The 23,159-nt window shown below is 71.3% G+C and carries 16 protein-coding genes; 9 read left to right on the top strand and 7 right to left on the bottom strand.

Annotated features, from left to right (window positions below):
- Positions 1 to 80: 80 nt before the first annotated feature.
- Complete coding sequence (gene glgX, locus ACIRL2_RS00290; protein WP_402229056.1) at positions 81 to 2,189, top strand: glycogen debranching protein GlgX; 2,109 nt, start codon at positions 81 to 83, stop codon at positions 2,187 to 2,189.
- Between the two features lie 144 nt (positions 2,190 to 2,333).
- The gene (locus ACIRL2_RS00285) at positions 2,334 to 2,963 is read left to right on the top strand and encodes a DUF1707 and DUF4870 domain-containing protein (protein ID WP_395859634.1); all 630 of its coding nucleotides are present in this window, start codon (positions 2,334 to 2,336) and stop codon (positions 2,961 to 2,963) included.
- Between the two features lie 37 nt (positions 2,964 to 3,000).
- On the opposite strand, the gene ACIRL2_RS00280 is transcribed toward ACIRL2_RS00285, so the two are convergent.
- Positions 3,001 to 3,576, bottom strand: a complete 576-nt coding sequence (locus tag ACIRL2_RS00280; RefSeq protein ID WP_395859633.1) for a hypothetical protein — start codon at positions 3,574 to 3,576, stop codon at positions 3,001 to 3,003.
- Between the two features lie 189 nt (positions 3,577 to 3,765).
- On the bottom strand, positions 3,766 to 5,598 hold the full coding sequence (locus ACIRL2_RS00275; protein ID WP_402229054.1) for a glycoside hydrolase family 3 protein: 1,833 nt from the start codon (positions 5,596 to 5,598) through the stop codon (positions 3,766 to 3,768).
- 339 nt (positions 5,599 to 5,937) lie between these two features.
- On the opposite strand from ACIRL2_RS00275, the gene ACIRL2_RS00270 reads away from it, so the two are divergent.
- Both ACIRL2_RS00270 and ACIRL2_RS00265 read left to right on the top strand, forming a co-directional pair.
- Positions 5,938 to 6,549, top strand: coding sequence for a TVP38/TMEM64 family protein (locus ACIRL2_RS00270; protein WP_402229053.1), 612 nt, complete (start codon positions 5,938 to 5,940; stop codon positions 6,547 to 6,549).
- Between the two features lie 166 nt (positions 6,550 to 6,715).
- On the top strand, positions 6,716 to 8,092 hold the full coding sequence (locus ACIRL2_RS00265; RefSeq protein WP_402229051.1) for a DUF418 domain-containing protein: 1,377 nt from the start codon (positions 6,716 to 6,718) through the stop codon (positions 8,090 to 8,092).
- Here the strand turns inward: ACIRL2_RS00265 and ACIRL2_RS00260 are convergent.
- Positions 8,081 to 9,448, bottom strand: a complete 1,368-nt coding sequence (locus tag ACIRL2_RS00260) for a VWA domain-containing protein (protein WP_395859629.1) — start codon at positions 9,446 to 9,448, stop codon at positions 8,081 to 8,083. The genes ACIRL2_RS00265 and ACIRL2_RS00260 overlap by 12 nt on opposite strands.
- A gap of 203 nt (positions 9,449 to 9,651) precedes the next feature.
- The gene (locus ACIRL2_RS00255) at positions 9,652 to 11,223 is read right to left on the bottom strand and encodes an MFS transporter (RefSeq protein WP_402229048.1); all 1,572 of its coding nucleotides are present in this window, start codon (positions 11,221 to 11,223) and stop codon (positions 9,652 to 9,654) included.
- Between the two features lie 846 nt (positions 11,224 to 12,069).
- On the opposite strand from ACIRL2_RS00255, the gene ACIRL2_RS00250 reads away from it, so the two are divergent.
- On the top strand, positions 12,070 to 12,273 hold the full coding sequence (locus tag ACIRL2_RS00250) for a cold-shock protein (protein WP_020555278.1): 204 nt from the start codon (positions 12,070 to 12,072) through the stop codon (positions 12,271 to 12,273).
- A 205-nt stretch (positions 12,274 to 12,478) separates the two neighbouring features.
- On the opposite strand, the gene ACIRL2_RS00245 is transcribed toward ACIRL2_RS00250, so the two are convergent.
- Both ACIRL2_RS00245 and ACIRL2_RS00240 read right to left on the bottom strand, forming a co-directional pair.
- Positions 12,479 to 14,242, bottom strand: coding sequence for an MFS transporter (locus tag ACIRL2_RS00245; protein ID WP_402229046.1), 1,764 nt, complete (start codon positions 14,240 to 14,242; stop codon positions 12,479 to 12,481).
- 2,249 nt (positions 14,243 to 16,491) lie between these two features.
- Positions 16,492 to 18,810: a hypothetical protein gene (locus ACIRL2_RS00240; protein ID WP_402229043.1), complete on the bottom strand. Its 2,319-nt coding sequence runs from the start codon at positions 18,808 to 18,810 to the stop codon at positions 16,492 to 16,494.
- A 1,330-nt stretch (positions 18,811 to 20,140) separates the two neighbouring features.
- On the opposite strand from ACIRL2_RS00240, the gene ACIRL2_RS00235 reads away from it, so the two are divergent.
- Both ACIRL2_RS00235 and ACIRL2_RS00230 read left to right on the top strand, forming a co-directional pair.
- Positions 20,141 to 20,839, top strand: coding sequence for a TetR/AcrR family transcriptional regulator (locus tag ACIRL2_RS00235; protein WP_402229041.1), 699 nt, complete (start codon positions 20,141 to 20,143; stop codon positions 20,837 to 20,839).
- A 3-nt stretch (positions 20,840 to 20,842) separates the two neighbouring features.
- Positions 20,843 to 21,433 (top strand): TetR/AcrR family transcriptional regulator C-terminal domain-containing protein, encoded by a 591-nt coding sequence (locus ACIRL2_RS00230; RefSeq protein WP_402229599.1) that lies wholly within the window; start codon positions 20,843 to 20,845, stop codon positions 21,431 to 21,433.
- A 194-nt stretch (positions 21,434 to 21,627) separates the two neighbouring features.
- Here the strand turns inward: ACIRL2_RS00230 and ACIRL2_RS00225 are convergent, their stop codons facing one another.
- Complete coding sequence (locus tag ACIRL2_RS00225) at positions 21,628 to 21,990, bottom strand: YbjQ family protein (RefSeq protein ID WP_395859623.1); 363 nt, start codon at positions 21,988 to 21,990, stop codon at positions 21,628 to 21,630.
- A 163-nt stretch (positions 21,991 to 22,153) separates the two neighbouring features.
- On the opposite strand from ACIRL2_RS00225, the gene ACIRL2_RS00220 reads away from it, so the two are divergent.
- Entirely contained in the window at positions 22,154 to 22,531 is a 378-nt protein-coding gene (locus ACIRL2_RS00220) for a VOC family protein (protein WP_395859622.1), read from the top strand.
- Between the two features lie 225 nt (positions 22,532 to 22,756).
- Entirely contained in the window at positions 22,757 to 23,077 is a 321-nt protein-coding gene (locus ACIRL2_RS00215) for a hypothetical protein (protein WP_402229037.1), read from the top strand.
- Positions 23,078 to 23,159 lie beyond the last annotated feature (82 nt).

Below are 23,159 nucleotides of genomic sequence, written 5' to 3'. Positions count from 1 at the left end.
CGGGCATCGGAACGGTTCCCGCGCCCCGCGCCGGGCAGGTTTGCCGACAAGCCGGTCCCGGCTGCGAAGGGAGTGCCTCGATGACGCTGTGGCCCGGACACCCGTTTCCCCTGGGTGCCTCCTACGACGGAACGGGCGTCAACTTCGCCCTGTACAGCGATGTCGCCACCGGCGTCGACCTGTCCTTGATCGACGGCAACGGACACGAGGAACGTGTGCCGCTGCGCGAGGTGGACGGTGGCATCTGGCACGGATACCTGCCGGGCCTGCAACCCGGTCAGCGCTACGGCTACCGCGTCCACGGACCGTGGGAGCCGCGCCGGGGGATCCGCTGCAACCCGGCCAAGCTGCTCCTGGATCCGTACGGCAAGGCGTTCGACGGCGACATCCACTGGGGCCAACCGGTGTTCGGGTACCGGTTCGGCGACCCGGAGCAAATCGACGAGACCGACTCGGCGCCGCACATGATGACCTCGGTCGTGGTCAACCCGTACTTCGACTGGGGCGACGACCACCGGCCCGGGCACGAGTACCACGACACGGTGATCTACGAGGCGCACGTGCGAGGGCTGACGATGCGTCATCCCGACATCCCGGAGGAGATCCGCGGCACCTACGCGGGCATGGCGCACCCGAGGATGATCGACTACTTCCGGTCGCTGGGGGTCACCGCGGTCGAGCTGATGCCCGTGCACCAGTTCGTCAACGACGGGCACCTGGTCTCCCGGGGACTGGGCAACTACTGGGGCTACAACACGATCGGCTTCTTCGCGCCGCACGCCGCCTACTCCTCGACCGGCTCGCTGGGCCAACAGGTGCAGGAGTTCCGCTATCTGGTGAAATGCCTGCATCAGGCCGGTATCGAGGTGATCCTCGACGTGGTCTACAACCACACCGCGGAAGGCAACCACCTGGGCCCGACGCTGGGCTTCCGCGGCATCGACAACAGCGCCTACTACCGGCTGTCCGAACAGGATCCGCGCTACTACTGGGACACCACCGGCACCGGCAACTCGCTGCGCATGTCGCACCCGCACGTACTCCAGATGATCATGGACTCGCTGCGCTACTGGGTCATCGACATGCACGTGGACGGCTTCCGCTTCGACCTCGCGGCGGCGTTGGCCCGACAGTTCTACGAGGTGGACAAGCTCTCCGCGTTCTTCGACCTGGTCCAGCAGGACCCGGTGGTCAGCCGGGTCAAACTGATCGCCGAGCCCTGGGATGTCGGCGACGAGGGCTACCAGGTGGGCAACTTCCCGCCGCTGTGGACCGAATGGAACGGCCGCTACCGCGACACCGTGCGCGACCTGTGGCGGGGCGAGCCCGGCGTGTTGCCGGACTTCGCCGCCCGGCTCACCGGCTCCAGCGACATGTACCGCCACGACGGCCGGCGACCGACCGCGTCGGTCAACTTCGTCACCGCGCACGACGGCTTCACACTGCACGACCTGGTCTCCTACGAGCACAAGCGCAACGAGGCCAACGGTGAGGACGGCCGGGACGGGGAGAACCACAACCGTTCCTGGAACTGCGGCGTCGAGGGCGAGAGCACCGACATCGAGGTCCTCGCGCTGCGGGAGAAGACCAAGCGCAACATCGCCGCGACGCTGCTGTTGTCCCAGGGCGTGCCGATGCTGCTGCACGGCGACGAGATCGCCCGCACCCAGGGCGGCAACAACAACGCCTACTGCCAGGACAACGAGGTCTCCTGGGTCGACTGGGAACGCGGCCGGGAGCACTGGGTGTTCCTGGAATGGGTGCAGATGCTGATCCGGTTGCGCCGCGAGCATCCGGTGTTCCGCCGCCGGCGCTTCCTGCGCGGGCTGCCGGTGGACGGCCAGACGTTGGCCGACATCGTGTGGTTCGCGCCGGGCGGCCGGCCGATGACCGACGCGGACTGGCAGGCCGGGTTCAACAAGGCGATCTCGGTCTTCCTCAACGGCGACGCGATCGGCGAGCCGGGCCCGCGCGGCGAACCCATCCGGGACGACTCGTTCTTCCTGTTGATCAACGCGCACGAGGGTGACCTGCACTTCACCCTGCCGCCGGCCGAGTTCGGCGCGGCGTGGGGGACGGTCCTGGACAGCGCGACGGTGGTGCTCGACCGGGACCGGCCCGCGGCCAAGGCGGGCACCTCCGTACACCTGGAGGCCCGCTCGCTGCGGCTGCTGCGCCGGTTGTTCTGACCGGTCGCGACCGGCCGCGGGGCGCGACGGACTCATCCCTGCGGCTGTTGTCTCGGGGTCGGGCCAAGGGTTATCCCTGATGGACCACGCTTCGTTCACAGCGCATGCTGTATGGAGCCGTGTGCAGAGCGAGAGGAGCCGCGCATGCACCCGAACTCCGGTCCTCATCCACCCCATTGGTACGGCATGCCCGCGCACATGCGGGTCGGCGACGCGGATCGCGAACGAACGATCGAACACCTGAAGTACGCGTACGGCGAAGGCAGGTTGAACGCCGACGAGTTCGAGGAACGGGTGGCCTCGGCGTTGGCGGGGCGCACCCGGGCGGACCTGGAGGCGCTGCTCGACGACCTGTTGATGCCGATGCAGATGCCGATGCCGCCGATGCCTCGGACCAAGACCGGGCCACCACCGCAGTGGTGGCTGAACCGACCACCCGGGCCGCCCGAACGGCCGGGTTCGGAACGGGGCTGGAGTGCCGCCGCGCACTGGAGCGGCTTCTGCGCGCCCGTGGTCGGCCCGTACCTGATCCGCAGGACCGCGGGTGCCCGCTCGGAGTTCGTCCGGGACAACGCCCGGGCGGCGCTGAACTTCCAGTTGACCTGCCTGCTGTCGTTCGTGCTGGCCCCGCTCCTGGCGCTGCTCGGAGATTTCGGCGGCCTGCTGATCGGCGTCATGTACTCGGCCATCGCGGTCTGCGCCATCATCGGCGGCGCGCGGGCCGCGGGCGGCGACGTGATGCGGTACCCGATCAGCCTGCGGGTGGTGAAGTGAGCCGATTCGGGCGGGGCGAGGCGCCCCGGGACGCGCTCTAGGCGCCGGCGGGGTTGGCCCGGCGGGTGGGGCGGCTGCTGCGGCCGAGGCGACTCGGCCGGGTCCAGAGCAGGAGTTCGCCGCCGGGCGGGGAGACCACGCCGCCGCGCGCGGGGTCGCCCGCGAACCACACGTCGCCGCCGTCGCACTTGTGCAGGTGCCACCAGCGGTGCGACATGGACACCACGGTCAGCGCGTACTGCGTGCCGTCGCCGGCCCGATCGCCGATCACCAGCGGCGGTCCCCACGCGCCGTCGCCGTCGGCCGGGTCGCGGAAGCGGCACGAGCAGTTCACCCACGGGTGGCGGGAGAGCGTGCGGCGCATTCGACGGGCCAGTACCAGCGCGCCGATCCCGATCACCAGGGCGGTGAGACCCACCACGAGCGGGACCATGCCCCAGCCGCCCCAGGCCCCGTCACCGTTGTCGTCGGCCGTGGACAGGATCGCGAACCACGCTCCGGTGCTCGCCACACCGATCACCGTCGCCGCGACGGCGCGGAGCCGATAGACCCGCAGTGCCCGGGCCGTCGCGCGCAAGGAGAGGGCTACGTCCTCCCGCCGCTCGCTACCCATGGCAGCACCCTAAGCAGGCGCGGGCGGCAATGGTGAACCGGTGCGTGTCGGGCGCGTCCACCACGTGCGTGGACACGTGCGTGGACCGGGTCCCGGCGCACCGCTGCCGCTAGCCGCAGAGGGTAGCGGCAGCGGTGCGCCGATGTGGACTTCGGCACATCGGACGGACTTCGCCGCGTCGGGCGGACTTCAGTACGTCAGGCCGTGTCCGAACGGGAAGACCGGGTCCTTGCCGTCCCGGGGCACGTCCGAGCGCTGAGCCCGCACGTCGGCCATCGAGCGCGGCAACTCGAACGGCAGCCTGCCTTCGGGGCGTACCCGACCGAACAGCGCGTCCAGGAGCGGCGCGTCGGCGCAGCCGTAGTTCGCCACCAGGGCGGCGGACTGCTCGGCGATCTCCGGGATCACCGCCGGGCGCTCCAGGTAGATGTCCACCACGGTGGGCACCGTCGCGCACAGGTCCAGGATCGGGGTCAGCTCGGCCTCGGTGAACTCCAGCGAGCCCGCGTGGAAGAACTGCTCGAAGCCACCCTCGCGCGGTTCGAACGGGGTCTTGATCCGAATGATCGCCACGTCCGCCTCCTCGGGCGTGGCCACCACGGTGGCGTAGCCGGACGCCACCTCGGGGTCCAGGCCGTTGATGTACACACGCGTGCCCTCGGCCAGCGGCAGTACCGGCCCGTTCCCCGATACCGGCTTGTTCCCCAGCACCGTGATCGACCTGCTCTGCGCGCGCAGCCCGGCCGCGACACCGGCTTCGGTGCCCACCAGCGCGGCGGTGGCGGCGGGGTCCACGAACGGGTGGTCGAACAGGCCGAGGACGAACTTCTCGCGCAGCAGGCGCCGGACCGACGCGTCCAGCCGCTCCTGGTCGAGCCGGCCCGCCCGGACCAGCGCGACGACCTGCTCGGGGATGTCCTCGCCGCCGAACTGGTCGCAACCGGCCTCGATCACCCGCAACACGCGGTCCGGAATCGACAACTGCTCGACGCCCCAGGCCCGTGCGGGCATGGTCTGGCCCATGATGTTCGCGTCGGAGATCAGGCCCCAGTCGGTGCACACGATGCCGTCGAAGCCCAGCCGTTCGCGCAACAGGCCGGTGATGACGCCCTTGTTGAAGCCGAACGCGACGGCTTCGTGCTCGGTGTCGATCGGCATGCCGTAGTACGGCATCATCTGCGAGGTCCCGGCCGCGAGCGCCTTCTCGAACGGCTCCAGGTGGTAGTCGAAGTTGCCGCCCGGGTAGACCTGCTCGCGCCCGTACGGGAAGTGCGGGTCCTCGCCGTCGAGCTGCGGGCCGCCGCCGGGGAAGTGTTTGGTCATGCAGGCCACGGACTCGGTGTTCAACGTCTCGCCCTGCGCGCCCCGGATGTAGGCGGCGACCAGCCTGCCGGTCAGTTCGGCGTCCTCGCCGAACGTGCCGTTGATCCGCGACCAGCGCGGTTCGGTGGCGAGGTCGATCTGCGGGTGCAGCGCGAGTCGGATGCCCACCGCGAGGTACTCGCGGCGCATGAGGTCGGCGAACTCGCGCACCAGTTCCTCGTCGCCGATCGCGGCCAGGCCGAGCGTCTCGGGGTACTGCGAGAAGCCCTCGGCGTACGCGGCGGTGCCCGGGTTGTCGGTGAAGTGGTGCCGGGGATCGGTGGACAGCGTGACCGGGATGCCCAGCCGGGTCTCCAGCGCCAGCTCCTGGATCCGGTTGTGCCACTGCGCGATGTGCTCGGGCGGGCCACCGCCGAGCAGGTTGAAGTGGTTCATCCCCTTCTCGAGGATCATCTCCCGCACCGTGTGGTTGAACGGCAGGAAGCCCTTGTCGTCCAGCAGCCTGCCCTGGGGGCCCATCACCGCGATGGTCTGGAACATCAGACCGGCCTTCTCCTCGACCGTCATCCGGCCGAGCAGGTCCGCGACCCGCTCCTCGATCGGCAGCGACGCGTCCTCGTAGGGGCAGGTCGCGGCGCGGAAGCGGGTGCGCGCGGTGATCTCGGCCGGGGTGTTCTCGGTCGCGGTGGTCTCGGTCATGGATCCTCCGTCAAAAACCTAGTGGTCAGTAGGTTTTCTAACACGGCGCGCCCCACCGACTCCAGTGATTCGCCCCGGAGGATCCGGATCCGCTTCGTCACACCATGATCGTTTCGGGGGCGTTTCATGATCGTTCGCATCGCCGGCGGGCCCCGCGCGGGGAGCGCGAACCCTCCGTACAATGGGCCGAATGCGCGCCAGGGGGCCCGCGCGTGACCGGGTGACCGGGCGTGGCGGCGCCTCCGACGGTTCGGAGCGGATCGGTCGGCACACCGGGATCCGGCGCATTCACACCACATGGGTACGAGGGGCGGACGCAGGTTGGACACCGTGCGGGGCTTGCTCGACTCGCTGCGAGATTTCCTCGACCACGGCGCGTGGACGAACTGGCCGCTGCCGGTCTCGGTGGCGATCTTCACCGTCGTCTGCGCGCTGGGCGTCGCCGCGCTCGTGCCCAAGTCGCTGTTCGCGCCGGTCGCGGGAGCCCTGTTCGGCGCGATCGGCGGCACGGTGGTCACCCTGGTCGGCGCCACCCTGGGCGCGGTGATCAGCCTGTACCTGGGACGTCGGCTCGGCCGGGAGCGGATCAGTGGCTGGCTGCACAAGCGCGAGGCCCTGGCCGAACTCGACCGCCGACTCTCCCGCAACGGCCTGGTGCCGATCACCATCCTGCGGATGATCCCGGTGATCCCGTCCTCGGTGGTCAGCTACGGCGCGGCGGCGACCGCGATACGCACCGGCCACTTCGTGATCGGGACGGCGCTCGGCATGCTGCCGATGACGCTGGTCCAGTGCGCGGCGGGCGCGTCGGTCCGGCACGGCCTGTCCACGCCCGTCGTGGTCAGCGTGTTCGTCGGCTGCGTCTCGCTCGCCCTGGCCATGATGGCCGTGCGGCGCCGCGGCGGGGAGTCCGCGCGGATGGCTCCGCAGGCGTCGGACGGGGCCGAATAGCGGGGGGCGGGGCTTGCCGACCCCGCGTCGGCGACTCGGTCCCGAGCCTGGCCGGATACCCGGTCGGATGCCGCGTGGGACAGCGGTCCGGCGCCGGGCCGGGTGCCCGGTCCGGCGCCGCGTCGCCGTTCCGACGAGAGTTCGATGGCCCGCCTACGCTGGACGCATGCGGGCCGAGGCGGGGGATCACGAGAAGCGCGGTGAGCGCGAGGAGCGCGAGAAACAGGGGGAGCCGGGGAAGCGGTCGGCGGAGCGGTCGGGAGGGAAACGGGCCCGGATCGTCGGTGTGGACGTCGCCCGCGCGCTCGCCGTCCTGGGCATGTTCGCGTCGCACGTCGGACCCGACCCGTACGACGGCGGTGTGGACACGCTCGTCCAGGGGGCCACCGGTAGGGCCTCCGCGCTGTTCGCGTTCCTGGCCGGAGTCTCGCTGGTGCTGATGTCCGGCCGAACGCCGCTGCGCGGGCTCGGCCGCGACTCCGCGGCCGCGGTCACCCGAGTGCTGATCCGGGCCGTACTGCTGATCCCGCTCGGCATGTGGCTGGCCGACCTGGACACCGGCGTGCTGGTCATCCTGGCCTTCTACGGTCTTTACTTCCTGCTCGCGTGGCCCGCCCTGTGGTTGAGCACCCGCGCGCTCGTGTTCCTCGCCACCGGCTGGGCGGTGTTCGGGCCGATGGTCTCGTACGCGCTGCGCGCGGTCGGCGGCACCGACGGCATCCCGTACGGGGCCCCCGGATTCGACGACTGGCACGGTCCGGGCGACCTGTTCGAGACGCTGTTCCTGACCGGCAGCTATCCGGCGATCACGTGGCTGCCGTTCGTGTTCGCCGGGATGGCGGTCGGCCGGCTGCGACTGGCCGACCGGGGCGTGCAACGCGCGTTCGTCGGGATCGGCACCGGGCTCGCCCTGCTCGGGTACGGCGGATCCTGGCTCGTGGTCGAGCTGTTCACCGGCGACCGGCTCGCGCGGGTCGCGGAGCCGTACGGCGTGTACGAGGTGCTCCACAGCCGGGTCGGCTCGGTCCCGGCGAACGACCCGGCGTGGCTGACCGTCGCCGAGGGCCACACCGGCACATCGTTCGAGATCGTCGGCGCGATCGGCGTCGCCCTCGCCGTGCTCGGCCTCACGCTGCTGGCCTGCCGCGCCTGGATCGGCCGGATCGTGCTCGACCCGCTGATCGCCGTCGGCGCTATGGCGCTCACCGTGTACACCGTCCACCTGATCGTGATCGACCGCTGGTTCCCGCTCACCGGAGGACAGGACTGGCAGCGGCTGATCGGCTTCTTCGTCTGCACGCTGCTGCTGTGCTGGATCTGGCGGCACACGCTGCGCAAGGGCCCGATGGAGGCCGCCCTGCACGTGCTCTCCGCGCTCCCCGCACGGTGGGTGCGAGGAGCGGGGCGGTCGGGACGGCCGGACCCGGCGGGTCGGAGGGGCGGCTCGGACCGGCCGGTCCGGTCGGAGCCGGAGCGCGTCGAAGCCGATCGCGCGGACCGGTCGGATGTGCACCGGTCGGATGCGGACCGGTCAGATCAGTAGGCCCTGGGCCTTGGCGCGGGCGAGCCAGCCCGGGTACTCGTTGGTCATCATCTCGTAGAGCTGACCGTCCGGGACGTTCGCCGGATCCTGCACCGAGAAGAAGTCGGCGTTGTCGACGTAGCGCCCGGTCAGGTCGTCCAGCTCCTCCAGGAACGAGAAGCCGCCCGGCCGACCCAGGCCCATGAACTGCCAGAAGATCGGCTCGAAGCTGGAGTGGGTGATCTGCTCGCGGGTCGCCTCGCGCGAGGTGGTCTGGCCGTCGGTGATGAACATGACGTAGACGGGCAGGTCGTTCGCCAACGGCTGGTGACGTGGCCCGCTCGAGCCGAAGTAGTGCTCGCGGACCAGTCGCATCGCGCCGGCGTAGTCGGTCGAGCCCTCCAGACCGGGGTTTTGGCGGATCCGCTCGGCCCAGCCGTGGTACTCGCCCAGCCCGAGTTGGCCGACCGCGTGGCCCCGGGAGCCGAACAGGAACACGTCCACGGCCGCGTTGTCATCGAAGCGCAGGCCGAGCGAGAGCACACGTTCGGCGAGCGCCTGCACCTTGCCGCGCTTGAACAGCGACTGCATCGAATACGAGATGTCCAGGCACAGCGCGACCCGCGCGGTGTGCTCGCCGAGGCCGCGCTTCTCCAGGCTCACCGCGGCCTGCTTGGTCAGGTTGAGGAGCTGCGGGTGGCCCTCGTCGGCGAGCCGCTTCTCCATGTTGACCAGGTTCTGCTTCTTCAGGCTGACCGCGGGGGCCGCGGGCGCCGCGGGTGGGGGCGCAGTCGGCCGGGCGGGAGCCGCTGGAGCCGCGGGAGTCGTGGAGGCCGCGGGCGGGGTGTCGTCGGCGGCGACCTCGATGCCGAAGTCGGTGGCCAGCCCGGTCAGTCCGGACGCGTACCCCTGGCCGACGGCGCGGAACTTCCAGGCGCCGCCCCGCAGGTAGAACTCGCCGAACAGGAAGGCCGTCTCGGTGGACGCCTCGTCGATGTCGAACTCGGCGATCGGACCGCCCTGCGCGGACACCACGTGCAGCGCCAGGCCCGGCACCTGCCCGAACGTGCCGCCATCGGCCGACGCGCCGATCACCACCCGCTCGACGTCCGGCGGCATCGCGGCCAGGTTCACCTGGATCGTGTCGGTGACGATGCCGTCGGCGGCGGGCCGCTTACCCTCGTGCCGGACCGCGCCGGCGGCGTCGGAGGGCTGGTTGTAGAAGACGAAATCCGTCTCCGCGCGCACCTTGCCGGCGGCGTTCAGCAACAGCGCCGACGCGTCCACGTCGGGCGCTCCCGCCGCGCGCCAGGTCAGGACCGCACGGAGCTCGGCGGTCGGTACCGGAGTGTTCCCACCTTTGCTTATCTTCGCCATGGCGCCCATCTTGCCCCCCACGCCCAACGAACGTTCGCCCTCGGGCCGGCCAACCGACACGACCCACATCCCGCGACCACGACGACACGGCCGCACGACCGGCCGACGCCGGCGACACGCGCGCCGACGCCCGCACCCGCGTCCGTGTCCGGAACCGCCCTCGCGGCCGGGTGTGTCCGCGCCCGGGGGTGCGGACCGGTGGGTCAGTCGGCTCGGTTGCTCACCCGTGCGCGTGTTCGCGTTCGTGCTCGGGGGCGGGTGGAGCGCTGGGACGGAATCGGCCTTCGTCGGGTTGCGGTGCCTGTGCCTGGGCTCGCGCCCACGCTGGTCGTGGTCGTGGTCGTGGTCGTGGTCGCGGTCGTGGTTGCGGTCGCGGTTGCGGTCGTGTCGGAGAAGACGCATTCCGGGCTGGGTGCGCCTGCGACGGCCACGAAGCCCGCGTGCCGGGCTTTGTCCGTCCCAGAGATCTTGTCTCGGGATTCGAGGCCGCTCGCGTTCAGGTCGATGCCCATGGCCGCACTCGCTTCCGCGTCCGGGCCTTCGCCCGGGTGCGGGAGAGCCTCCGCGTTCGTGTTCGCGGTGGTGAGGGTGTCGGCCGTGCGGGCCGCGTGGGCGAAGGGGAGGGTGCACAGGGCGGCAGTGAGGGCGATCAGGGCGCCGGTGGCCGGTGCGCCGAACGCGGCGAGTGCGGACAGGCCGACGATCGGGCCGCACGCCGTGCCGAAGGTGTTGGCCGACATCGCCAGGCCGCTCCACCGACCCCGCGCGTCCAGTCCTGCGGCCACGCCCAGGACGTACGTGGTGACCGCCTGGCACGAGGCGTTCCAGCCGAGCAGGCCCACCGCGTACAGCGCGACCCCGCCGGGCGGGGCGAGGGTCAGGGCGAGCGCCGCCAGCCCGCCCGCGCCCACCGCGGTCACCAGCGGGACGGTTCGGGCGCGGCCCCGACCGACCGACGTCGCGATCACGACGCCGACGACGCCGGCCAGCAGGCAGGCCGCGCACAGCGCGCTCACCATCGCGGCGGACAGGCCGACCCGATCGGTGCCGACGCCCGCCGCGATGGCCCACAGCGCGTTCATGGCCACCGAGCGAACGCCGACGGCGGTGGTCAGCAGCAGCCCGGTACGACGCTGCGGCGCCGGTCCGAGCGCGGCGGCCGGATCGAGCGTGGCCGCGGGCGCCGGAAGATGCCGCACCATCGGCAACGCGCCCAACCCGACCGCCGCCAGCACGCCCACCGTCGCGCCCCGCCCACCGCCGAGCACCGGGACCAGCACATACAACGCGGTCCCGGACAGCGCCACCGCGAGCAGCGCGAGGCCGGACGTGCGGGCCGGGTCGGCCGTACCGGCCATCGCGGCGGTGGCCACGGTCAGCGCCATCCCGCTCCCCGCGCCGCCGACGATCGCGCCCGTGACGGCGAGCCACGTACTGCCGGTGAGTGCCGCGAGCGTGAAGCCGCCGACCATCAGGAGCAGCCCGGCGCGGGCCGGCCGTTCACGCCCAGCCCGCCCGGCGGCCCGGGTGATGCCGGCGCCCGCGAGTGCGGAGGCGAGGAGTACGGCGGTGCCGATCGCGCCGGCGGCGGTGCCGGACAGTCCCAGGCCGGTACGTACGGCGTCGAGGAAGATCGGCAGCAGGTTGGCCATCAGATAGCCGGCCGAGGCCAGTACCGAGATGGCGGCGACGGCCGCGCCGGGCCGGCTCGCGCGGGCACGCGCAGCGTCGGACCGGCTCGCGCGGGCGCGCGCGGGCAGGGTGAATACGGACACGGGTGGAGCTCTTTTCCCGAACGGGCCGGTAGGCAGGCCGAACACCGCGCACGGGCCGGCGGACGGCCGGTGGGCGCGGCGGGGCAGGGGAGCGTGGCCGGCCGCGGGCCCGTCGAGAGGACGAGAGGGCGGTACGACGTGGCTGGACGCTCTGTGTGCGGTGTCCGCGCGGGCGGGCGTACGAGGACGTCGGGCCGCGCGTGGGGGGCGACCGGCGGCGATGGCGGCACGGTCGCGGGGCCGCTCGAAGCGGCCGAGGCAGGTGCGGGGCGTTACACGGGCGTCCAGGCGGGAGGCGGGGCGAGGTGGGTCTGCGAGGGCGTGTCGCGAGGACGTGCCCTGGGCCCCGGTGAGGTCGATCCTGAGCGACCCGGCCCGGGTGCGCGAGCCCGTTCGCGGTGACGCGTGGGGTCCGGCGGGATCAGGGTGGCACCCCGTGAGGCGTGATGTCCAGGTTTGCTGGTTTGGAATCTGTAACAGGTGGGTAATGCGCGCGCAGCCGCTCGATAGGGGCATCTCGACGGCATCGTGTCGGCACCCCCGAGACGCCGTGTCGACACCCCCGCGACGCAGCGATCACACCCTGGACATCCAGCGGGCGGAGTACGCCACGAAGCGGTCGGATCCGGCTGTTTTGCGGCAGGACTCGATCTCGGTCCCGTCCTGTGTTAGTCTTGAGCCTGTTGCAGTTGTGGTTCGCATCATCTTCTGAGTGCGCCTGTAGAGCTGTTCACTACAGGCGCATTTTGCATTTCGGTAGCTTCCGAAATGAGGGCGAAAAACGCGGCGACGCCCGGATTCACGAAGTGTGGATTCGTTCATCGGCCCACATGTAGGGAGAAAAATATGGCTACCGGAACCGTGAAGTGGTTCAACTCGGAAAAGGGCTTCGGCTTCATCGCGCAGGACGGTGGCGGCGACGACGTCTTCGCCCACTTCTCCGCGATTCAGGGCAACGGCTACCGTGAGCTCGTCGAGGGCGAAGCTGTCGAATTCGACGTCGTGCAGGGCCAGAAGGGCCTCCAGGCGGAGAACATCAACCGCCTCTGATCTTCACCGATCAGCACGACCGAGGGCCGGTGCCGCACTTCATGTGCGGCGCCGGCCCTCGGCGTTTTCCGGGTCGGATGTGTCTTCCGGGTCGGGGGGCTCACCGGGGTCGAAGGGGCTCACCGATTCGGAGGGTTCTGCACGGCTGCGGGTTCTCCGGTCCGCAAGGGTTCTCCGGGGCAGCGGGGTTCTCCGGTTCGGGGGTTCAGACCGGCTGCGTGACGCCCGTCGAACCGCCGGTGCCGAGTGCGGCCAACTCCTCCTCGACCCGACGCGCGTGAGCCTCCTCGTCCTCCCGGGCCCTGCGCGGACTCCAGCGGCCGGCCATCACGAACACACACGGGATGAAGAGCGCCTGACACGCCAGCGTCAGCCACCACCAGCGCATCCACTCGTCGCTCGCGCGATCCTTCGCCTTCTGCACTTCCTCGCCGTGGTCGATCAGGATTCCCAGCGACTTCTGCTTCTGCTCGACCAGATTCAGCTTGGCCATGTCGCCACCGGCCAGTTGCAACGCCTTGATCTGCAACTCGATCGGGATCGATGCGCGGTCGGGGAACTTGGACAACTGCACGAACAGCGCCGGATCCTTCATCACCAACTCCAACGCGGGACCCGCGTCCGCCTGAGCCGCGACCACCTCCTCGCCGTGATTCACCAGCGGCGTCGCCGAGGTGACGATGACCGGCGTGAACACCGCCGACACCGACACCACGATCCGGATGATCCAGCCCCACACCGCCAGCCCCGTCGCGGTCGCCGCCGGGTTGTGCTTCTCGACGGTCTCCGTGTACCCGGCCATCCACGGCGCGTACGTCAGCCCGCTGCACACACCGATGCCCACCAGGAGCCACGCGAACGTGTAGTAGCCCGTGTCCGGCTTGTCGGTGGTCAGCGCGAACAGGAACGTGAACACCACCGTCCCCACGCCGCCCACGATCATGAACGGCTTGCGCACCCGGGTCAGGTCGGACGCGATCCCCACCACGACGAGTGCGATCGCGTTGGCACCCCAGTACCAGTTGGCGAGCGCGTTGGTGCGCTGCTCGGAATACCCGTAGACGGTCGAGTAGTAGACGACCAGGTTGCCGACCACCGTGTAGTAGAACATCAGGTGCAGGCTGATCCCGAGCGCCGGCGCGAGGATGTCCAGCCGCATCATCTGTCGCCAGTGGTTCTTCTGCGCGGCCTCCACGTCCAGGCCGCGTGCCTTCGCCTCGATCAGCGCCTTGTCGCGCAGCGAGACCATGAGCTGATCGCGCAGCGCCGGGGACAGTTCGCGCAGACCGAACAGCGCGATCACGAACACGACCAGGCCGGCGATGCCCGCGTACCGGAACTCGTCCTGCCAACTGCTCGTGTCCAGCGTGTTGCTGCTGACGGTGGTGACCACCAGGCTGCCGATGATCGGACCCAGCGTCCAGAAGCCCATCGCCCCGGCCCGGCCGACCTGCGGGGAGAAATCGCGGATCAGCGCGGGCGTGGCGACCAGGGCCATGCCCTCGACGATGTTCACCAGGGCCATGAAGAACATGAACCAGCCCTTGCTCTCCGCGTTGGGCAACGCGAACAGCACGAGCACGCCGGTGAGGGCCAGGCCGTACACGACCAGGTTGGCCCGCCCCCACCGGTCGGCGAGGCCGGCCAGCAGTGAGGCGAACGCGCCGACCGCGTTGCCGACGACCGAGATCATCGTCGCGTACATGAAGGTCATGCCGTACTCGTGCATCAGCAGCGTGGAGACCGCGTACTGGATGTAGAGCTCGTAGTACAGGACCACCGAGCCGACGACCACGATGGACAGGTAGAAGATCCGCGGTCCGTTGGTCGGATAGTGGTCCAACTGCCGGTGCCACAGGCCGCGGAACAGCGCGGGCAGCGAGCCGGAGGGTGCCGGTGCCGTGGGCTTCGTGGACGGCTCGGGATCACTCGCGGCGGGCGGGCCCGATGGGGACGTGCTGGAAGACATGCGGCCTCCTCGACGAGCGTGGGTCTATCGAGGTACAGGGGTGCGCAGGGGTGCACAGAGATGCGCGGGGGTGCGCCGGGGTGCGCAAGGGAGCTGAAGGAACAGGGCCGTGCGGATACGTCGGACCAGGGGGAAGGGACGACCCCCTGGGCCAACGCGTGGAGTGACCTTAGTACCGGCCGGTAGCGCGCTACCAGAGCGAACGCCAAGAAATGGAACGGGTTGCCATTTTGATCCCGACCAACGCCCGTACCTGGGCGGATGCGATGGGTCTGGTGTGCGTGGGCGGGGACGGCCGGGCGCGTGGGTGGGGGCGGTCGGTCGGCGGCCCGGGGGCTGCCCGGAGGCTGCCCGGGGGTTGCCCGAGGGCGGTCGGGTGACGGTCGGGGCGCGGCCGGGGGAACGGGCCCGGGGCGAGGGGGTGATGGTGCGTGGGGCGAGGTCGCGGTGGGATGGGACTGGAGGATTTTGCCGAAGCCGGGAGATCGATTGAGGGAGACTTGCGCACGCGGTTCAGGCCCGCCGTCGTGTCGTCGCGTTCTACCGTGGACCCACCGTTATCGCCGCCCAATGCAAGGGGTATCGCGTGGAATCGATCTCGGTGGACCTACTGAGCGGACTCGCGGCGGGAGCCGGGGGCGACGCCGGCCGACTGGCCTGGACACGCCTGGTGGAACTGGTCCGGACGCCGCTGCCGCGTGCGGCGGATCCGTCGGGGAGCGGGTCGGGGGGCGAGTCGGAGACGGAGTCGGGAAGCGCGTCGGGGCCGGAGTCGGGGCCGCAGTCGGGAAGCGATCCGGGGGCGATATCGCGGACTTCGCCGGGTGGGGCCGAGTCGTCCGTACCGCACCGGCGAGCCCCGGTGCCCACGGGGGAGTTGGAACTGACACTGCTCGGCCACGAGGCGCCCGGCGGCCTGCGGGCGTACACGCGAGCCCACGCGCTCGCCGGCGCACTGTCCTTGCGGGCCGACCAGGACCCGGACTTCGCCCGCTCGATCGAGCGCTGGTACGCGGACGCGCGCCGGATCGGGATGGGCGGCGAGGCGGGCGCTCCCGGGTCGGAGGCGGATGGGCGCGGGTGTTGTGCCGGGGGCGGGGGCGGGAGCGCCGGCGATAGCGGTGGCGGTGGCGGTTGCGCTGGGCTTGCGGGCGGAGGCGGCGTGATCGTGTTGGACGAGCGCTTCGACGGCCCGTTCCGGGTGGGGCCGTCGGGGTATTCACCGGGGCCTGCGCAGGGCCCGACGGGTGGAGGGGACGCCGAGGCGGGGAATGCTTGGGCGGATGGGTCGGTGGGGGAAGGGGTTGGTGAGGGCTGCAGGGGTGGAGATGAGGGCGCCGGGGCGGAGGAGGACGACGGGGGCAGCGCTGGGCGGTGAGGTGATTGGCGGTTGCCGTTCCGATGCGTGGTCTGCGGCGTGGGTCTGGCGTCGCCGGGGGTGAACTTCGTTTCCTGGCTGAGCGGTTGTCGGGGAGGATCTGCCGGCTCTTGTGCGGGGCGCTGGATACGAGGTGCCTGACGGCGGGTTGTGCCGCGTGTGGCCCGCGTTGCGCGGCTTTGTGAGAGTCCGGTGCGTGTGTGCGTGTGTGCGTGTGTGCGTGTGTGCGTGTGTGCGTGTGTGCGCGTGCCGTGTGGTCGTGCGCGCGTATGCCCGTGTGGTCGTGCGCCTTGTGGGACTTGGCCCGGTGCGTGCCGGCCATTTGTGACCGGGCGGAGCGTACGTGTGTCCACGGGTCGGCCCGGCCTGGAGCCGGCTCGGTCCGGCTCGGCTCGGCTCGGTCCGGTCCGGTCCGGTCCGGCTCGGTCCGGCTCGGCTCGGCCCGGTCCGGTCCGGTCCGGTCCGGTCCGGCAGCGTGTCGTGGCGGCCTGGTTCGGTGTCGGTGCGACTCTTGGCCTCCGCAGCCGAGTTCGGCACCTGAGTGCCGCCTTGTCCGCGTGCCGATGCGAACCCCGGCCGCCGGCGCCGGCCCACCATCCCCTGACCGGCGGGGCCCGGTCATCCCGTGTCGGCTTCGCGGCCGGGCCCCGGGGCGGAGTGCGTTCGGGTAGGAGGCGCGGCGTCGGTGATGTGGGGTGACCCGCGGGGCATGGCGAGGTCCGGCGTCGGGGCGATGCCCGGTCGGGGGAGCCACGCACACGTAGCACGCGGGCACACGCACGCACGTCCGTTCGTTTGTCCGCCCCGGCCGGGCCGGGACCTCGCGTGGTCGAGGCCCTGGTTCGGGTGCTCGCCCAGCGGAAGCCTCGGTTCAGGTCTTCGCGTGCCGGCGTCGGATCGGGGCGCCTCGGACCGTGGTCGGGCGGCGAGCGGCGTCCGTGTCGGGGTGGGCCTCGGCGCGGGTGTCGGACTGGGCCTCGGGTCGGGGCTCGGGCCGTGGGCGGGGGTCCGCCGCGGTCGGGTCGAGGATGAAGCGCATCCGGGTCAGATGCGCCCGAGCGGTCTCCAGACCTCGATCGGCCGGCCCGGGGACACGTTCGCGCATCGCCACGACGGCAGGCCCCAGGCGTACCGACTCGCGAGCGTCCGCCACCCGCAGCCAGACCTTGAGCGCGTTGTCGGCGGCGGCGATCGTACTCGGGTGTTGCGGGCCGACCGCCTCGGCGCCGCGTTCGGCGACCTGGCAGTAGATCAGCACCGCGTCGGCGACTCGGCCCAGACCGGCGCTCACGAACGCCAGCATCGCCTGCGCGTCCAGCGTCCCCGGATGCGCGGGGCCGACCAACTTCTCCATGTGCATGCTGAGTTCGGCGGCCTTCTGCCAGGCCTCCATGCCGCGTCCGGTGTCCGCGGCGTGCCGGATGGCGGCCAACTCGTTCCAGTACGTGGGAAGTACGTCCGCCGGCCGAATCAGCGCACCCGCCGCCGATGCGCCCTGAGACAGTGCCCGGCGGGCCGGTGTGGGCGCGACCGCCCGGCCGCGTACCGGCATCGACATCGGCCGGCCCGGTCCGATTCCTCGATGTGGTGCGAGCGCCGGGGGGAGTTGCGTGGGGCTCGTGGCCGGTGGCCGGCGCGCGGGAGTCGGCGTCAGGGCACTCGCGTCCGAGGTTTGGATACGCACGGTTATCCGAGGTGGCAGCGGCGGAGGCGGCGGTTCGGGATGCGGGCGCGGGGCCGAACCGGGCGCACGACGGCTCGACTTGGCGGTGGCCGCGGGGCGCGACGTGAGCCGCCTCGCCACGCCCGCCCCGGGGTTGTACGCGGGCTCGGCCGCAAGGCCCTCGGCGGCGCGGTGCCCACCGTCCTTCGCGGGGCCGGTCGTCGGGCTGTTGGTCCGGTCGTCCGCGGAGCGGTACGCCGGGCCGGGGAACTCCGGCTCACGATCCAGGAGGGCGGCTTTGGTGGGCGGGCGCGGTTTGGTCCGGGCGGCCGGAGTCGCGGCGCCGCGGCCGGTCGACGGCGGAACGGCGTCCCCGCGGTCGGGTCGGCCCAGCGGACGGCTACCCGGTTTGGCCACGCCGGCCCGGAGCGCCTCACGCAGGCTGGTACCCGGTACTTCGGGCTCGTCGTCCGGCCCGGAGGTGAGCGCGGAACGCACCAGGCCCAACGCGCGTCGACCGACCCCGGGTTCGTCCCGCGAACGGGTGGGCGGGTGCGCGTTCGGTTCGGTGCCGGGATCGGCGCGGGGGGCGGCGCGAGGGTCGGTTCGGGGGTCGGAGAGCGGCGGCCGGTGGGTGGTGGGCTCGGGAGCAACGCCGCCTCCGACGACGCCGGAGCCGCGCAGGCCGGAACGTTGCGCCGGGGTCATGCCGTTCGGCGGCACGGCGGACAGCGCCGACACCCCGGTCCCGCCGGCGGCGTTGCCACGCGGAGTGACCGCCTTGAGCCGTCGGACGGCCGTACGCAAGGTCGGCGGCCGGGCCTCGGGAGAGCAGTTGGCCAACGCGAGCGACCCGGCGGACGGCGCGAACTCGACGGTGTCGGGCGCCAGTCGGGCCCGCTCGGCCAGCAACGGATGGATCTCCTCGGCCGGTACCGGATCCGGCAACTCCGGAAAGCCCTGCCCGAGCGCGGACACCAGCGCCCGAGTGAACGGATCCGGCGGGCCCTTGACGTCCGGGGGGTTCAACACGCCCCACAGCGGAATGCCCTGGCACAACTCGTGCGCCCGCTCACGGGCGGTCTCCCAGGACTCCCGGCCGGCCGTCAGATCGCAGATCACCAGGGTGTTCTCGGCAGGCCGGGGCCCCAGCAACTCGACCACCCAGGACCACGGAAGCCCGTCGTAGCGGACCGAGTTGGGAGTCGAATCACGCAGCCCGAGGTGCAGTTCGCGACGTCTCCGGTCGAGCAGGAGGCGGCCGGTCAGGTACACGATCACCGGCCCGTCCACCGCACCGGCGGCCTGAAGATACGCCCGAACGGCGTGCGGCTGGACCGCGTCCGGCAACTGGACGACGTCGGCGGCGGCATCCGGAAAGAGCTGATGCGGCGTCAACGCCGACATCGCGACCAGGTTGCCACCACTGTCCGAACGCCGTCCTCGCCCGGATCTACCACCCTCCACGAGCAGCAACTGGCCTCGCTCGGACGGGATTCGGATGAGCCGCCCACCACGTTCGGTCATGTGTGCCTCCCCGGCCGAGCCCTCTTGGGTGGACCACCACGCTCCTGAAGGTTAGGGGTATCGACCGGCCATGGTCGACATATCGGACCGGTTGGCCGGTGGGGCGCACCGACGGACACGGTCGCAACGAGGCACCCCGGGGGCGCACAAGGGGCGCAGGCGCACAAGCCTCGGCCACGCGGCGGACCCTACCCATCCGGCGCATCGGGCCTCCCCTCCCCAGGCTCCCGCCGCCCCACGCGGCTGAATCGCATCCTCGTGTGCCGGCCGGTTGCCAGCCGTGGATCGAGTGGAGCCGTCGGCGCCGAACGGGATGGGCTCGCGCGGGGGAGGGGGGTTTGTTGACGCTCGTGCTGGTGGGGCGGCGTCATCCTTCGCAAGGGTGGCACGTCGTCACGTGGTTCTGCCGTCACGTTGTCACGCCAGGAGACGGCTGAGTCCGCGCGGGCGCGGCGCCACGTCCTCGCGAGTCGGCGGGCGGCCGGCCGGCGGGCGGGCCCCGCTGCGCGCTTCGCGGGTCACATCGGTGCTCATGGTTGCGTTCGGCGATCTCAATGGAGAGCAGTGCTCACGATTGCGATCAGTGCGCTCTTGGGAGCGGGAGTCGCAACCGCACTGCACTGCGCTGCGCTGCACCGCACCACAAGAGCGCCGCTCTCGCCCGTGAGCAGCGCTCCACTATCTTCGCGCCGACCTGAGGGACTCCGGAGAGCGGTGCTCTTGTCCATGAGCGATGCTCCGCCGTCTCCGCGCCGGCCTGCAGAGACCAAGGAGAGCGGTGCTCATGGTTGCGATCGGTGCTCTGTGGGGGCGGGGCGGTCTGCGAGAGCAGTGCTCTCGTTGCGGTCGTGTGCTCTCTCCGAGCTTGGTGTGACGCGAGCGGCTGTGATCAATGGGCGTGTGCTTCGGCTTGCAGTGATCGATGCTCTTGTGCGTGTGCGGCGCTCTCGTTTCTCTGGTTCGCCGGGTGCCGGGCATCTCGCGTCGCGCGCCGGGCGCCGCTTATCTTGCGCCGCGCACTGCGCATCTCGCGCCGCGCATCCCGTGCTGGCGGTCAGCGTGCAGGTGGGGCAAAGCGAGGAGGGAGCGGCAGGAAGGCCCGACCCCGCGTGCGGAGCGGTGTTTATGGCCGCGTCTGGTGATCTTGATGGAGAGAGGTGCTCTTGATTGTGATCAGGGTGCGCGTCTGTGGTGCTTGGTGTTGTGAGAGCGGTGCTCTCTTTGGGGTTTGGTGCTCTTGGGGGTGGCTGGGGAAGGTGCTCCGAGCGAGTGCGAGAGAGCGGTGCTCTCGTTTATGTGCAGTGCTCTGGTGTCTGGCACACTGGGCCGCATGACCGCAGCCCCCCGTACGGCGCGCGACCGCGCGAGAGTCGAATTGACCCACGAGATCAAGGAGGCCGCGCGTCGCCACCTTGCGGCCGAGGGCGCCCAGCAGTTGTCATTGCGCGCCGTCGCTCGCGAGCTCGGTATGGCCTCGTCCGCGCTGTACCGCTACTTCCCGAGTCGGGACGACCTGCTGACCGCACTGATCGTCGACGCCTACAACGCCGTGGGCGAGCGGGTCGAGCGGGCCGTGGACGCGGCGGCCCCCGCCGAGCACCCGCGCGCCGCCTGGCGCGCCCTGTGCGTGGCCGTTCGGGACTGGGCGCGTGAGCATCCGCACGAATACGCGCTCATCTTCGGCTCGCCGGTGCCCGGATATCAGGCTCCGGAGGACACGAACGTCCCCTTCACCCGCGTCCCGGCCGCGCTCCTGCGCATCCTGCGCGACTCGGCCCACGACTTCGCCCGCCCCGCCGGCGAAGCCCCCCTCCCCGGACCGCTCGCGACCCAGTTCCAGGCGGTGGTCGAGGCGGGCGCGCTGGACGTGCAGCCGTCGGTGCTGGCTCGGGCGGTGTTCGCCTGGGCGGGCGTGTTCGGCATCGTGAGCTTCGAACTGTTCGGCCAACTCGCCGGCAGCGCCGACCCCGCCGACGCGTTCTTCGCGTACGCGGTCGAGCGGCACGCGGATCTGCTCGGGCTGGCCTGACCGATAGGTCGACTCACCCGTGCGCAAGTCCTGGACGCGGCGCTCGCGCTCGCCGATCGGGACGGCATCGGCAAGCTCTCGATGCGTCGGATCGGGGCCGAACTCGGCGTCGAGGCGATGACCTTGTACCACTACGTCCCGAACAAGGACGCCGTCCTGGACGGCCTCGTCGAGCGGATCGTCGCCGGCGTGGCACCCGAGCCGACCGGGCCGCGCACCGTCTGGCTCGCCGAGTTCGCCCACACCTTCCGAGCCGAACTGCTCCGTCACCCGTCGGTCGTCCCGCTTGTGGCGACCCGCCCGGTCGCCACGCCGGACGCCCTGGCCGCCGTCGAACGCGCCGTGGCGGCCCCGGTCGCGGAGGGCCTTGCGCCGCTTCGCGCGTGCCAACTCCTGAACGCGGTCACCACGTTCGTGATCGGCCACACGCCGGCGGAACTGGACCCCGCCGACGCGGTCCCGCCCACGCCGCCGCACGGTTCGGATGAACTCCCGTGGCTAGCACGGGCGTTGGCGGCAGGATTGGGTACGCAGGCCGACCACGACGAGCGTTTCGCACTGGCGATCACTGCGCTGTTGGCAGGTATCGAATAGGGACACGGTGCGCGACACGCGTCTCCGGATCGCCTCGCGATCGGGCGCACCGGCCGGTCGGCGGCCCGACCGGCACGCGCGACCGGCACGCGCGACCGGCACGCGCGACCGGCACGCGCGACCGGCACGCGCGACCGGCACGCGCGACCGGCACGCGCGACCGGCACGCGTGGCCGGCCCCGGGACGCGCCGAACTACGCCTGGACCAGCACCACCGCCGTGCCGTACGCGCAGATCTCCGTACCGTTGCCCGCGTCGGTGACGTCGTACCGCATCGCGAGAATCGCGTTGGCTCCCCGGCTCCGGGCCTGTTCGACGAGGCGTTCGGCAGCCTCCGTACGGCTGGCCACCAGAGTCTTGGTCAGGCCGCGCAGTTCACCGCCGACCATCGACTTGAGGCCCGCGCCGAGTTGGCTGCCGATGTTGCGGGAGCGCACGGTGAGGCCGAAGACCTCACCGATCACCCGCTGTACGTGGTAGCCCGGCACGTCGTTGGTGGTGACCACGAGTACGCCCGGGTCGTCGGGTGCGCCGCCGTACGTGTCGAGATCGCTCATGTCGGCCTCCGAAATCGTGTGCGGACCTCGTATAGGTCGCCGCGCCGGGGCGGTTCCACACGTATGTCACCGGTTCGGCCCATGGGTAGGATCCACGGCCCACGGTCCTCGCGGCGTCCATCGATTCGACGCGCCGTTCGGGCCTCGAATCGGAGGTGTACACGTGAGTTCGCACGTCCTGCACGTCAGCGTCGACTGCGCCGACCCGTACGCGTTGGCCTCGTGGTGGTCCCAGGTCCTGGGCCGCCCGCTCGGCCCTGAGGACAAGCCCGGCGACCCCGAAGTGGAGGTGCTCCTGGAGGAGGGGCCGACGTTGCTGTTCCTACAGGTTCCGGAGGAGAAGGCGGGGAAGAACCGGCTACACCTGGATCTGCGACCGACGACCGGCCTGCGTGACGCGGAGGTCGAACGTGTCCTGGGCCTGGGCGCCCGCTTGGTCGACGACCGACGCAACCCGGACGGGACCGGCTGGGCGGTACTGGCCGACCCCGAAGGCAACGAGTTCTGCGTCGTGCGGAGCGCGGCGGAACGCGGGGAGTGAGCGCGAAGCGCGAGACGGGGTGAGTCCGGCCGGGCAGGCTCGGGAGCCGGAGAGCGAGCGATCGTCTGACGAGCGATCGCTCGACAGGGGAACGCCTGACCGGCGATCCCCCGGAGGAGCGCGACCTCGGATGAGCAGTCGCTTGACCATCCTTACGCCGTAAGAGAATGGTCCCGCACCGTACTTACGGTGTAAGGCAAGCGGCTGGAAGGAACGAGGGACGACATGCTGATCGGGGCGATGGTACGGCGACTCGATGACGGCGTGGATTACGCGACCTTTCGTGAAGCGTGGCTTCCGGACGAGCGGTTCGCGGGTGATCCGAGGCGCGTGCTCAGCGCGATCGACCCTGCCGACCCGCAGCAGCTCCTGACGGTCGCGTTGGTCGATGCGACTCCCGAGCAGGTTCCCGAGTGGCTGGACCGGATCGGGGCGAGCGACCGACGACGGGCCGAGCGGATCAAAGGTCTGGTCGGCCCGTCGCAGCTCAACAGCACGTATCGGATCGTGGCCGACGACGACTTCGCGTCGCCGATCACCCGCTGACGGCGGTGGCGGCGCGATCCCGGGCAGAGGCCGGCCCCGGTTGTCCAGGCCCCGCTCCCCGCTCCACCCAGCCACTTCACCC

Source organism: Embleya sp. NPDC127516, assembly GCF_044765325.1.
Taxonomy (GTDB): Bacteria; Actinomycetota; Actinomycetes; order Streptomycetales; family Streptomycetaceae; genus Embleya.
Note: the sequence above shows the minus strand (reverse complement) of the source record. Positions and strands in the feature narration are given on the sequence as shown.